The sequence below is a fragment of the Mycobacterium sp. Root265 genome, from assembly GCF_001428895.1.
In the GTDB taxonomy this organism is placed as follows: Bacteria; Actinomycetota; Actinomycetes; order Mycobacteriales; family Mycobacteriaceae; genus Mycobacterium.
On the sequence record NZ_LMJA01000004.1, the window covers coordinates 198,363 to 210,519 of the forward strand.

The following is a 12,157-nucleotide window of genomic DNA, read 5'->3' on the forward strand; positions in this document are numbered from 1 at the left end:
CCAAATCTGTCATCGTGCGTTGACAGATTAGCGTCAGCGGGCCGCCTCGGGCCAGAACTCCGACCGTTAGGCTTATCAGGTGTTTGAATCGCTCTCTGACCGGTTGACCGGTGCACTGCAGGGCCTGCGCGCCCGAGGTCGGCTGACTGAAGCCGATATCGACGCCACCGCGCGGGAGATCCGGCTGGCCCTGCTCGAAGCCGACGTGTCGCTGCCCGTGGTGCGCGCCTTCGTCGGCCGCATCAAGGACCGCTCCAAGGGCGCGGAGGTCTCGGCCGCGCTGAACCCGGCCCAGCAGGTCGTCAAGATCGTCAACGAGGAGCTCGTCGGCATCCTCGGCGGGGAGACCCGGCAGCTCGCGTTCGCCAGGAACCCACCGACGGTGATCATGCTCGCCGGTCTGCAGGGTTCCGGTAAGACGACGCTGGCCGGAAAGCTCGCCAAATGGCTCAAGGCGCAGGGGCACACCCCGCTGCTGGTGGCCTGTGACCTGCAGCGCCCCGGCGCGGTGCGCCAGCTGCAGATCGTCGGCGAGCGCGCCGGTGTCGCGGTGTTCGCACCGCACCCGGGGGTCTCACCCGACGGCGTGACCATCGACCAGATGACCACCGGCGATCCGGTCTCGGTGGCCACCGCCGGCCTGGCCGAAGCCAAGTCCAAGCACTACGACGTCGTCATCGTCGACACCGCGGGCCGTCTCGGTATCGACGAGGAGCTGATGAGCCAGGCCGCGGCCATCCGCGACGCCGTCACGCCCGACGAGACGCTGTTCGTGCTCGACGCGATGATCGGCCAGGACGCCGTCACCACCGCCGAGGCCTTCGGATCCGGCGTCGGATTCACCGGCGTCGTGCTGACCAAGCTCGACGGTGACGCCCGCGGTGGTGCTGCGCTGTCGGTCCGCGAGATCACCGGCGTGCCGATCCTCTTCGCCTCCAGCGGTGAGAAGCTCGAAGACTTCGACGTCTTCCACCCCGACCGAATGGCCAGCCGCATCCTTGGCATGGGCGACGTGCTGTCGCTCATCGAGCAGGCCGAACAGCACTTCGACGCCGAACAGGCCGAAGCCGCGGCGGCCAAGATCGGCTCGGGTGAGCTGACGCTGGAGGACTTCCTCGAGCAGATGCTCACGATCCGCAAGATGGGCCCGATCGGCAACCTGCTCGGCATGCTGCCCGGCGCCGGCCAGATGAAGGACGCGCTGGCCGCCGTCGACGACAGCCAGCTCGACCGCGTGCAGGCCATCATCCGTGGCATGACGCCCGCCGAGCGGGCCGACCCGAAGATCATCAACGGCTCGCGCCGGCTGCGCATCGCCAACGGATCCGGTGTCTCGGTGGGCGAGGTCAACCAGCTCGTCGACCGTTTCTTCGAGGCCCGCAAGATGATGTCCCAGATGGCAGGCCAGATGGGAATGCCGTTCGGGCGCAAGAGCTCCCCGCGCAAGGCCGGCAAGGGCAAGAACAAGCAGGCCGGCAAGAAGAAGGGCCGCGGGCCGACGCCGCCGAAGAATCCGATGGGCGCGGGTCTGCCCGCCGGGTTCCCGGACCTGACCGGGATGCCCAAGGGCCTGGACGAGTTGCCGCCGGGTCTGGCCAACATCGATCTGTCCAAGCTGAAATTCCCGGGGCAGAACTAGATATGCAGCCGCTGCATCTTCGCGGCCGGGGCCTACCCGATGGCGAGGAGGTGCAGTGGTGGATTCACCGGGGCACGCTGTCGGCCGAGTCGATCGCCAACGCCGACACCGTCTTTGACGGCGGCTGGATCATCCCCGGTCTGGTTGATGCGCACTGCCATGTCGGGCTCGGGCCCGGCGGCGCGACCACTTTCGACGAAGCGATCGAACAGGCCGAGACCGAACGCGGCGCCGGCGCCCTGCTGCTGCGTGACGCCGGTTCCCCGGTGGACACCCGCAGCCTCGATGACCGCGAAGACCTGCCGCGCATCATCCGCGCCGGCAGGCACCTGGCCCGGCCCAAGCGCTACATGCCCGGCCTGCCGATCGATATCGAGGACGAGACGCAGCTGCCGGCCTATGTCGCCGAGCAGGCACGCTGGGGCGACGGCTGGGTGAAGCTGGTCGGCGACTGGATCGACAGGGGAGTGGGCGACCTGGCGCCGCTGTGGTCCGATGACGTGCTGGTCGAGGCGATCGCGGCCGCGCACGCCAACGGGGCGCGCGTCACCGCGCACGTGTTCGGTGAGGATGCGCTGCCCGGGCTGATCAACGCCGGCATCGATTGCATCGAGCACGGTACCGGCATCACCGAGGACACCATCGAGCTGATGCTGGAGCACGGCACCGCGCTGGTGCCCACGCTGATCAACATCGACAACTTCCCCGGGATCGCCGATGCCGCCGGAAAGTACCCGACCTACGCCAAGCACATGCGCGACCTCTACGCGTCCTGCAAGCAGCGCGTGGGCGCCGCCCACGACGCCGGGGTGCCGATCTACGCGGGCACCGATGCCGGCGGCATGGTCAAGCACGGCCGCATCGGTGATGAGATCGACGCGCTCAAGGGCGTCGGGATGAGCCCGACGCAGGCACTGGGTGCGGCGAGCTGGGACGCGCGGGCCTGGCTGGGGCGACCGGCCTTGGAACACGGCGCATCCGCGGACCTGCTGTGCTTCGCCGAGGACCCCCGCGAGGTCGGGGTGGGCAACCCGGATCTGGTGATCCTGCGCGGCCGGGTCTGGAAGTAGCTCAGTACACGTCGCGCACGTAGCGGTGGCTCTTGATCATGTCGTTGACGTAGCTGTGCGCGGCCGCGGCATCCAGCCCGCCGACCCGGGCGATCACATCGTGTAGGGCGGCGTCCACATCCTTGGCCATCCGGTCGGCATCCCCGCACACGTACACGTGTGCACCGTCCTGCAGCCAGCCGTAGAACTCCTCGGCATTCTCCTGAATACGTTGCTGCACATACACCTTGGCGTCCTGATCGCGCGAGAAAGCCAGGTCCAGCCGGGTCAGCACACCGGAGGCGACGAACTCCTCGAGTTCTTCGCCGTACAGGTAGTCGGTCGCGCGGCGGCGGTCACCGAAGAACAGCCATGACCGGCCCGTCGCGGAACTGGCCTTGCGCTCCTGCAAGAACGCGCGGAAGGGTGCTATGCCGGTGCCGGGGCCGATCATGATGATCGGCACATCACCGGCGGGCAGCCGGAAATGGTTGTTGGGCCGCAGGTGCACCAGCACGTCCTTGCAGCGGTCGGCCAGGAAGGTGGAGGCGACACCGCCGTGCCGACGGCCCTGGACGTCGTAGCGCACGCTGGCCACGGTCAGGTGGACGCTGTCGGGGTGAGCCAGCGGGCTACTGGCGATCGAGTAGTCGCGGAACTGCAGTGGACGCAGCGTGTCGATGACCTCGTCGACCTTCACGTCGGCCAACCCGATGATGTCCAGGACGTCCTTGCCGTACAGCCAGGAACCCTCGGTGCCGCCGTGGGTGTCCCCGGACCGCAGGGTCTCGGCGACCGTCTCATCGGGGGTGCGCGAGGCGGCCAGGCTGAGTAGCGCGCGTGACGGCGTGCGGATCTCGAAGTGTTCGGTGAGCAGGGTGCCCAGCGGCTTGTCATGACCGTTGACCGCGTAATCCGCACCGACGCCGAGTCCGGCCAGCAGCGCCTCGACCAGAGCCGGATCGTTGGTGGCGTGCACCGCGATGGAATCGCCTGCCTGATAGGTGATCCCGGTCCCGGTGAGGTCCACCTCGAAGTGCCGGACCTCCTTGTCGGACTCGGTCGCATTGAGCCACCGGTTGACCGCGAGGCGCGCGACGACGGGAACGTTGCGTTCGCGGGGTTCGGCACGTTCGGGGACGGGGACGGGTGCTGCCGCGGAGTCCTCCGCGCTTCCCTCGCCCTGCTCCGCGGTCAGCAGCTTGACCAGTTCGGCGGTCCACGCCTTGGCCGGCTCCTCGTAGAAGCCGTCCACATCGACGCGGTCGGTCATCCGCTTGGCGCCCAATTCCTCCAGGCGCTGATCGAGCAGCAGGCCGGCATTGCAGAACAATTCGTAGGAGCTGTCGCCGAGCGCCAGGACCGCGAAGTTGAGGTGCTCGAGGCGGTCGGTGTCGGCGCTGAGTGCCTCCCAGAACAGCGTCGCCGAATCGGGGAACTCGCCCTCGCCGAAGGTGGACACCACCGTGATGAAGTGGGTGGTGTTCTGCAGCTCGGAGACCTCGACCTGGTTGAGTTCCACCGCTTCGACCTCGATGCCGATGTCGCCGACAGCCTCGGCGAACGTCATCGCGGCGTCTTCGGAATTCCCCATATCGGTGCCGAAGGCGACGATGAGTGAGAGATCAGCCTGGCCGGACACGTCGTCCCCCTTGTTTTACGCGCCTGGACGGATGTCCGGCGTTCAAATTAGGGTGACCTTACTTGGTTGGGGGGCGGTTGTGGGGAGCTCCCCCTCAGGGTTGGCTGAATCCCCAGTCCAACAGGCTGATCGCCTGGCCATACAGGTCACCGGTTCCGTACATCTGTACCACAACCAGTCGGCGGTTCCCGCGTTGAGCTGCCCCGACGTAGGTCTTGCGGGCCCGGTTGGTGAACCCCGTCTTGCCACCCAGGTCGCCCGGGTACCGCGTCAGCAGCTCGTTCTGGTTCGACAGCGCCTTACCCGGGAACGGTGCGGACTCCGACCGCATGATCTGCGCGATCAGCGGGTAGCGCAGCGCGGCGCGGAAGATGACGGCCAGATCGTGCGGGGTGGTGATCGACTCCCAGCCGGGGCCGTCCAGACCGGACGGCGACGACGCCTTCGTGCCGCGCGCGCCGACGCCGACGGCCTTGCGGTTCATCGCGGCGACCGCCGCCCGCTGGCCGCCCAACATGTCGGCAAGCATGTTCGCCGCGTCATTGCCCGACACCATGAGCAGCGCGCTGAGCAACTGCGTCACCGTGTAGGGCTGGCCCGGTTTCAAGCCCACACAGGAACATTCGACCTTGGTGTGCGAGGCGTTGGCGCGCGCGAAGTTGTCGGGCCGCAGATTGTCGAGCACCACCATCGCCAGCAGCACCTTGATGGTGCTGGCCGGAGCGTAGGAACCGCCCGGATCCTTGGCGGCGAGAACGGCGCCGGTGTCCAGGTCGGCGACCAGATACGCCTGGGCCGGGCCGTTGGTGAACGATTGCGCGCCAATGGGTTCCACGGCGGGCGCCGCCTGTGCGGGCGCCGCGATGACCGTGCTGAGGGCGAGCGCGGTCGCCGCGAGCAGATGTCGCACGTGCGAAGGCTACGGTCGGCAGGACGCGAAACGTGCGCGGGACGGTCTCCGTCGGGTCTCGACTAGAGCGCCCCGACGGTGGCCGCGCGGTCCTGGGCGAACCCCCAGTCCAGCAACGCCGACGCCTGATCCCAATAGGTCGGGCCGCCCTCGTGGATCAACCCGAACATCAACGCGACCACCAGGCGCCGGCCGTCGCGTTGGGCGGCGCCGACGAAGGTCTTGCGGGCCAGGTCGGTGAATCCGGTCTTACCGCCCAGCATGCCGGGATAGCGGCCCAGCAGTTCGTCCTGATTGACCAGCACCCGGTCGCCCGCTTTCCCCGGGAACACCGCCGTCGGTTGCGCGGTGATCTGCGCGAACACCGGGTTGGCCATCGCCGCCCGGAAGAGGACCGCCAGATCGTGCGGGGAGGACCACATGTCGATCCCGGGACCGTCGATCCCCGACGGGCTGCCGGCCACCGTGGCGTGCGCCCCCAGCGCCGCGGCCTTGGCGTTCATCTTCGCCACCGCAGCCGGCCGGCCGCCGAGCATGGTCGCCAAGGTGTTTGCGGCGTCATTGCCCGACACCAGCAGCAGACCCTCCAACAGTTGGCGCACCGAATAGGTCTGCCCGGCCGCGACCCCGGCGCAATTGCACTCCACCCGGGTGTCGTCCTCGTTGGCGACCACCGTCGCATCCAGGGGTAATTCGTCGAGCACCACCATGGCCAGCAGCACCTTGATGGTGCTGGCCGGGGCGTACCGCCCGTAGCCGTCCTTGGAGGCCAGTACCGCGCCGCTGTCCATGTCCGCGACCACCCACGCCTGTGCAGGTCCGTCCGGTATCGGCACCGAACCCAAGGGTTGGTCGACGCCCAACTCGGCGACGGCGGTGCCGGTGCCGACGCAGCAGAGCAGGATCACGGAAATCAGACCGGCAAGGAGCCTTCGCATGGGATGTGAGCCTAACTACCTTTCACCGCCCGACGTTTGGCGAGACCGCCCACCGGTAACGTAAGACCAGCGCGAACCAGAGTGGCCGAACACCATCGAGGGGGACGAAAAGAATGTGCGGCATCGCCGGCGAGGTTGCTCGCGGCCGGTCGGCAGACCTAGGGGCCATCGCCAAGATGGCCGACTCGATGGTGCCGCGAGGCCCGGACAGTGGCGGCTTCTGGGCCCAGGACGGAATCGCCTTCGGGCATCGCCGGTTGGCGATAATCGACCTGTCCAGTCACGGGCAGCAGCCCATGCACGACCCCGATCTCGGGCTCACCGTCGCCTTCAACGGCTGCATCTACAACTACCCGCAGCTCCGCCAGGAGCTCATCGGCAAGGGCTACCGGTTCTTCTCGCACAGCGATACCGAAGTCGTGCTCAAGGGGTACCGCGAGTGGGGCGAACGTGTCGTCGAGCACCTGTTCGGCATGTTCGCCTTCGCGATCACCGAGGTCGACTCCGGCCGGGTGCTGCTGGCCCGCGACCGGCTCGGCATCAAACCGCTGTACTGGACCGAGGTCTCCGACGCGCTGCGGTTCGCCTCCTCGCTGCCGGCGCTGGTGGCCGCGGGCGGGGTGGACACCGAAATCGATCCCGTTGCGCTGCACCACTATCTGAGTTTCCACTCGGTGGTGCCGCCGCCACACACCATCCTGCGCGGCGTGCATAAGCTGCCGCCGGGCACCCTGATGCGCATCGAGCCCGACGGCAGCCGCACCCAGCACACCTACTGGGAGCCCATTTTCGAGCGCTCGGCCGAACGTGCCGACTGGTCGGAGAACGAATGGGAAGAGGCGATCCTCGCCTCGCTGCGCACCGCGGTGGAGCGGCGACTGGTCGCCGACGTGCCGGTGGGCTGCCTGCTCTCCGGTGGTCTGGACTCCAGCCTGATCGTCGGGCTCCTGGCCGAGGCCGGCCAGCACGGCCTGGCGACCTTCTCGATCGGGTTCGAGGCCGCCGGTGGGGAAGAGGGCGACGAGTTCAAGTACTCCGATGTCATCGCCCGTCACTACGGCACCGACCACCACCAGATCCGGATCGACACCGCCCGCATGCTGCCCGCACTGTCCGGGGCGATCGGCGCCATGAGCGAGCCGATGATGAGCCACGACTGTGTCGCGTTCTACCTGCTGTCCCAGGAGGTCAGCAAGCACGTCAAGGTGGTGCAGTCCGGGCAGGGCGCCGACGAGATCTTCGCCGGGTACCACTGGTATCCGCCGATGGCGCACGCCGCCGATGACGACCCGCGCGCCGCGCTCGCCAGCTACCGCAAGGCATTCTTCGACCGCGATCACGTGGCGCTGAACAACCTGGTGGGGCCGGCCTGGCGCCTGGACGCCGACATCGCAGGCGACTACGTGCTCGACCACTTCGCCCATCCCGGCGCGGCCACCGCGACCGACCGGGCGCTGCGCCTGGACACCACCGTGATGCTGGTCGACGACCCGGTCAAGCGGGTGGACAACATGACGATGGCCTGGGGCCTGGAAGGCCGGGTGCCGTTCCTGGACCACGAACTCGTCGAACTCGCGGCCACCTGTCCGCCGTCGCTGAAGACCGCCTACGACGGAAAGGGCGTGTTGAAAGAGGCCGCCCGCAAGGTCATCCCGCACGAGGTGATCGACCGGCCGAAGGGTTACTTCCCGGTGCCCGCGCTCAAGCATCTGGCCGGGCCGTACCTGGACCTGGTGCGCGACGCCCTGCACAGTGACGGGGCCCGCGCCCGCGGACTGTTCAACCCGACCGAAGTGGATCGCCTGCTGGCAGAACCGAATGGTTCCCTGACCCCGCTTCGGGGTAACCCGCTGTGGCAACTCGGTCTGTTGGAACTGTGGCTGGCGCATCATGTGGATGGGGTAACAACGAGATGACCCCGGAGAAGGGCACCGAGTCCAAAGAGGTCATCCAGGACCTCGGTTGGGGTCGGCTGGTCTTTGGGCAGACATTCGATGATCCCGGCGAGCTGGGCACGGCGCTACGCGCCGAAGCCAGCGGTCGCCGCGATATCGGCATGTACCTGGAGGCCCCGCACGTCTTCGTGGCGCTCAATCCGCAGGACTTCTTCATCGACCCGAGCTTCACCTACCGACTGAACCTCACCGAACCCCTGGCCTATCTGCCGCCGGAGTTGCCCGGGGTCACGGTGCGGCCGGTGCAGAGCATCGCCGACTGCGCCGCCATCAACGAGATCTACCTGCAGTGCCGGATGGTGCCCGCCGATATCGACCTGATGTGGCACAACAGCCAGTCCGAGCCGCACATGATCTACCTGGTGGCAGTGGAGGACGACACCGACACGGTGGTCGGCACCGTGACCGGCATCGATCACCAGCAGCTGTTCGACGACCCGGAGAACGGCTCGTCGCTGTGGTGCCTGGCGGTCAGCCCGACCCTGTGCCGGCCCGGGGCCGGTGGCCTGCTGGTGCGCTCGCTGGTCGAGGAGTTCATCCGCCGCGGCCGCGCCCAGATGGATCTGTCTGTGCTTCACGACAATGCGGCGGCGATCGCGCTGTATGAGCGAATGGGTTTCGATCGCGTCCCGGAACTCGGCGTCAAACGCAAGAACGCGATCAACGAGCGCCTGTTCGCCCCGGCCCAAGCCGAGGAGGAACTCGCCCAGCTCAACCCGTACGCGCGGATCATCGCCGACGAGGCCATGCTGCGCGGTATCGCGGTGCGCATCCTCGACGCCCAGGCCGGGTTCATGCAGCTCACCCACGGCGGCACCTCGATCACCACCCGGGAATCCCTGTCCGAACTCACCAACGCCGTCGCGATGAGCCGCTGCGATGACAAGCGGATCGCCCGCAAGGTGGTGGCCGAAGCGGGGGTGCGGGTGCCCCGCGGCGTCACCGCGACCTTCGGTGAGGACGACAAGCGGTTCCTGGCGAAGGTCGGTTCCGTCGTGGTCAAGCCCGCCCGCGGTGAGCAGGGCGCCGGCATCACCGTCGGTGTCACCCGCCACGACGAGCTCGACCGCGCACTGGAAGTCGCGAGCAAACACTGCCCCGACGTATTGATCGAAGAGCGCTGCGAGGGTGAGGATCTGCGCATCGTCGTGATCAACGGCAAGGTGATCGCGGCCGCCGTGCGCCGACCGCCCGAGATCATCGGCAGCGGCAAGCACACCATCGCCCAGCTCATCGAGGCGCAGAGCCGCCGCCGCGCGGGCGCCACCCACGGTGAGTCGAAGATCCCGATGGACTCGGTCACCGAGGACACCGTGCGCGACGCCGGCTGGGAACTCGACGATGTGCTGCCGGCCAACGAGCATCTGGTGGTGCGCCACACCGCCAATCTGCACACCGGGGGCACGATCGTCGATGTGACCGACGACCTGAACCCGACGCTGGCCAAGGTCGCGGTGGATGCCGCGGATGCCATCGGCATCCCGGTGACCGGTATCGACCTGATGGTGCCCTCGGTGAAGGGCGAAGAGTATGTTTTCATCGAAGCCAACGAGCGTCCGGGTCTGGCCAATCACGAACCACGGCCCACCGCACAGGCTTTCGTGGACCTTCTCTTTCCCCGCACCGCTGCCACGCCCTGGGCGTGGCACCCCGACCCAGTGGAGCCGCCTCAGTGAGTTCCGGAACAACCGAACAGACGCCTGCGCCACGGATGCCGGATGCTGACCGCGACTGGATGGTCGACACCTTGTTGTCGTTGCTCCAGACGCCGAGTCCGTCCGGGCGCACCGACGCCGTCATGCAACTCATCGGCGAGATCTTCACCGATCTCGGCGTGCCGTTCACCCTGACCCGCCGCGGCGCCCTCAACGCCGAACTTCCCGGCGATTCCGACACCGTCGAACGGGCTGTCGTCGTGCACGCCGACACCATCGGCTGCATGGTGCGCCGCCTCAAGGACAACGGCCGACTCGAGCTGATCCCGGTGGGCACGTTCTCCGCGCGGTTCGCCACCGGAGCGCGGGTGCGCATCTTCACCGACGATCCCGACGAGTTCTTCACCGGCACCGTGATGCCGCTGAAGGCGTCCGGGCACGCGTTCGGCGACGAGATCGACACCCAGCCCACCCAGTGGGAGGACGTCGAGGTCCGGATCGACCGCAAGGTGTCCACGGCTGCGGACCTGGAGCGGCTCGGATTCCAGGTCGGGGACTTCGTCGCGCTGATCGCCAGTCCCGAACTCACCGAGGACGGATTCATCGTCTCCCGGCACCTCGACGGCAAGGCCGGTGTCGCCGTGGCGCTGGCCCTGGCCCGCGACGTGATGGCGCAGCGCACCAGGCTGGCGCACCGGACCACCATCATGGTGACCATCACCGAGGAGGTCGGCCACGGCGCGAGCCACGGCCTGCCGCCCGACGTCGCCGAACTGGTCTCGGTCGACAACGCGGTGTGCGCGCCGGGTCAGCACTCCATCGAAGACGGTGCGACCATCCCGATGGCGGATCTGCACGGGCCGTTCGACTATCACCTGACCCGCAAACTGTGCAGGCTGGCCGAGGAACGCGGCATCCCGTACGCGCGGGACGTGTTCCGCTACTACCGCTCGGACGCGGCGGCGGCCATCGAAGCCGGTGCGGCCACCCGTGCGGCGCTCGTCGGCTTCGGGCTGGACGGCAGTCACGGTTGGGAACGCACCCACATCGAATCGCTGGAGGCGGTCTACAACCTGCTGCATGCGTGGCTGCGGACACCGCTGACCTTCGCCAAGTGGGACGCGCACGCCGAGGGCGAACTCCGCGACTTCCCGTCGTCGAAGCAGCCGGCCCCCACCGAGCAGTGGGTGCCGCTCGCCCGCGGCGAGCACGCCGAGCCCGGCGAATGGTCGGGGGAGCACTGGCCGCCCTCGGAAGGTCCGCAAGCCTGACCTGCGCGAGCGGTGGCGGTGGTTCAATCAAGGCGTGCTGAGCATCGAAGAGATCTCCGACCGTCTGGAAATCCAGCAGCTGCTGGTCGACTACTCCACCGCCATCGACGCGCGCCGCTTCGACGACCTGGACCGGGTGTTCACCGCGGACGCCTATATCGACTACCGCGCCATGGGCGGGGTGGACGGGCGCTACCCGGAGGTGAAGGCCTGGCTGGCCCAGGTGCTGCCGAACTTCCCGGCCTACGCCCACATGCTCGGTAACTTCGACGTGAAGATCGACGGTGACACCGCGACCTCCCGGACGCTGTGCTTCAACCCGATGGTGCTGGGCGGCGATGAGCAGCAGGTGCTGTTCTGCGGGCTCTGGTATGACGACGAGTTCGTGCGCACCGGGGAGGGCTGGCGGATGACCAAGCGCGTCGAGGAGAAGTGCTTCGACCGGGTCGTCTGACGCAGCCGCCCGTGGCCGCCGCAGAGGATTTGGGCCGGTAGCGCCCGCTCTGGCAGAATAGGCCGCTGTCCCGCGCGCGACACGTTAGATGCGCCGCACGCCGGTCACACACGCAGAGGCAAAACCGGACCGGGCAACCCGCCCGAGTCGCTGAATTGCAAGCGTGGCAATCACAGGAGAACGCTTCACCATGGCTGTCAAGATCAAACTCGCCCGCTTCGGCAAGATCCGCAACCCCCAGTACCGCATCTCGGTCGCCGACGCGCGCAACCGTCGCGACGGTCGCGCCATCGAGGTCATCGGCAAGTACCAGCCGAAAGAAGAGCCCAGCCTGATCGAGGTCGATTCGGAGCGCGTGCAGTACTGGCTGAGCGTCGGCGCACAGCCCACCGAGCCCGTCCTGGCGCTGCTCAAGATCACCGGTGACTGGCAGAAGTTCAAGGGCCTGCCCGGCGCCGAGGGCACCTTGCGGGTCAAGGAGCCCAAGCCCTCCAAGCTGGACCTGTTCAACGCCGCGCTGGCCGCTGCCGACAACGCGCCCACCGGTGAGGCCACCCAGCTCAAGAAGAAGAAGGCCCCGGCCAAGAAGGCCGACGAGGCTGAGACCACCGAGACCACCGAGGCCGCCGAGGCCGAGGCTCCCG

Annotated in this window: 9 protein-coding genes and 1 pseudogene; 7 read left to right on the plus strand and 3 right to left on the minus strand. The window is 67.9% G+C overall.

What is annotated here, in order from left to right; all coding sequences use genetic code 11:
* The first annotated feature begins 79 nt into the window (after positions 1 to 79).
* On the plus strand, positions 80 to 1,639 hold the full coding sequence (gene ffh / locus ASE48_RS07260) for a signal recognition particle protein (RefSeq protein ID WP_057166369.1): 1,560 nt from the start codon (positions 80 to 82) through the stop codon (positions 1,637 to 1,639).
* 2 nt (positions 1,640 to 1,641) lie between these two features.
* On the plus strand, positions 1,642 to 2,709 hold the full coding sequence (locus ASE48_RS07265; protein ID WP_057166370.1) for an amidohydrolase family protein: 1,068 nt from the start codon (positions 1,642 to 1,644) through the stop codon (positions 2,707 to 2,709).
* Between the two features lies 1 nt (position 2,710).
* Here ASE48_RS07265 and ASE48_RS07270 read toward each other — a convergent pair whose 3' ends face one another.
* From ASE48_RS07270 to ASE48_RS07280, 3 genes are all read right to left on the minus strand, one after another.
* Entirely contained in the window at positions 2,711 to 4,330 is a 1,620-nt protein-coding gene (locus ASE48_RS07270; RefSeq protein ID WP_057166371.1) for a diflavin oxidoreductase, read from the minus strand.
* A 94-nt stretch (positions 4,331 to 4,424) separates the two neighbouring features.
* Positions 4,425 to 5,240, minus strand: coding sequence for a D-alanyl-D-alanine carboxypeptidase family protein (locus ASE48_RS07275; RefSeq protein WP_057166372.1), 816 nt, complete (start codon positions 5,238 to 5,240; stop codon positions 4,425 to 4,427).
* A gap of 62 nt (positions 5,241 to 5,302) precedes the next feature.
* Positions 5,303 to 6,178, minus strand: a complete 876-nt coding sequence (locus ASE48_RS07280) for a D-alanyl-D-alanine carboxypeptidase family protein (protein WP_057166373.1) — start codon at positions 6,176 to 6,178, stop codon at positions 5,303 to 5,305.
* A 113-nt stretch (positions 6,179 to 6,291) separates the two neighbouring features.
* On the opposite strand from ASE48_RS07280, the gene ASE48_RS07285 reads away from it, so the two are divergent.
* From ASE48_RS07285 to rpsP, 5 genes and pseudogenes are all read left to right on the plus strand, one after another.
* Complete coding sequence (locus ASE48_RS07285; RefSeq protein ID WP_057166374.1) at positions 6,292 to 8,094, plus strand: N-acetylglutaminylglutamine amidotransferase; 1,803 nt, start codon at positions 6,292 to 6,294, stop codon at positions 8,092 to 8,094.
* Positions 8,091 to 9,809: an N-acetylglutaminylglutamine synthetase gene (gene ngg, locus ASE48_RS07290; protein ID WP_057166375.1), complete on the plus strand. Its 1,719-nt coding sequence runs from the start codon at positions 8,091 to 8,093 to the stop codon at positions 9,807 to 9,809. Before ASE48_RS07285 ends, ngg begins: the two co-directional genes overlap by 4 nt.
* Positions 9,810 to 9,844: 35 nt before the next feature.
* On the plus strand, positions 9,845 to 11,059 hold the full coding sequence (locus ASE48_RS07295; RefSeq protein WP_057166376.1) for an osmoprotectant NAGGN system M42 family peptidase: 1,215 nt from the start codon (positions 9,845 to 9,847) through the stop codon (positions 11,057 to 11,059).
* Positions 11,060 to 11,093: 34 nt separating this feature from the next.
* Positions 11,094 to 11,513: a nuclear transport factor 2 family protein gene (locus ASE48_RS07300; RefSeq protein ID WP_057166377.1), complete on the plus strand. Its 420-nt coding sequence runs from the start codon at positions 11,094 to 11,096 to the stop codon at positions 11,511 to 11,513.
* A 190-nt stretch (positions 11,514 to 11,703) separates the two neighbouring features.
* Positions 11,704 to 12,154, plus strand: a pseudogene (gene rpsP, locus ASE48_RS07305) (30S ribosomal protein S16); the annotation flags it as partial.
* Positions 12,155 to 12,157: the final 3 nt, after the last annotated feature.

What these genes read in the sequence shown, in the direction of transcription:
- ASE48_RS07265 (WP_057166370.1), top strand. Translation starts at nt 1,642, where the DNA reads ATGCAGCCGCTGCATCTTCGCGGCCGGGGCCTACCCGATGGCGAGGAG.
- ASE48_RS07280 (WP_057166373.1), bottom strand. Translation starts at nt 6,178, where the DNA reads ATGCGAAGGCTCCTTGCCGGTCTGATTTCCGTGATCCTGCTCTGCTGC.
- ASE48_RS07285 (WP_057166374.1), top strand. Translation starts at nt 6,292, where the DNA reads ATGTGCGGCATCGCCGGCGAGGTTGCTCGCGGCCGGTCGGCAGACCTA.
- ngg (WP_057166375.1), top strand. Translation starts at nt 8,091, where the DNA reads ATGACCCCGGAGAAGGGCACCGAGTCCAAAGAGGTCATCCAGGACCTC.
- ASE48_RS07295 (WP_057166376.1), top strand. Translation starts at nt 9,845, where the DNA reads ATGCCGGATGCTGACCGCGACTGGATGGTCGACACCTTGTTGTCGTTG.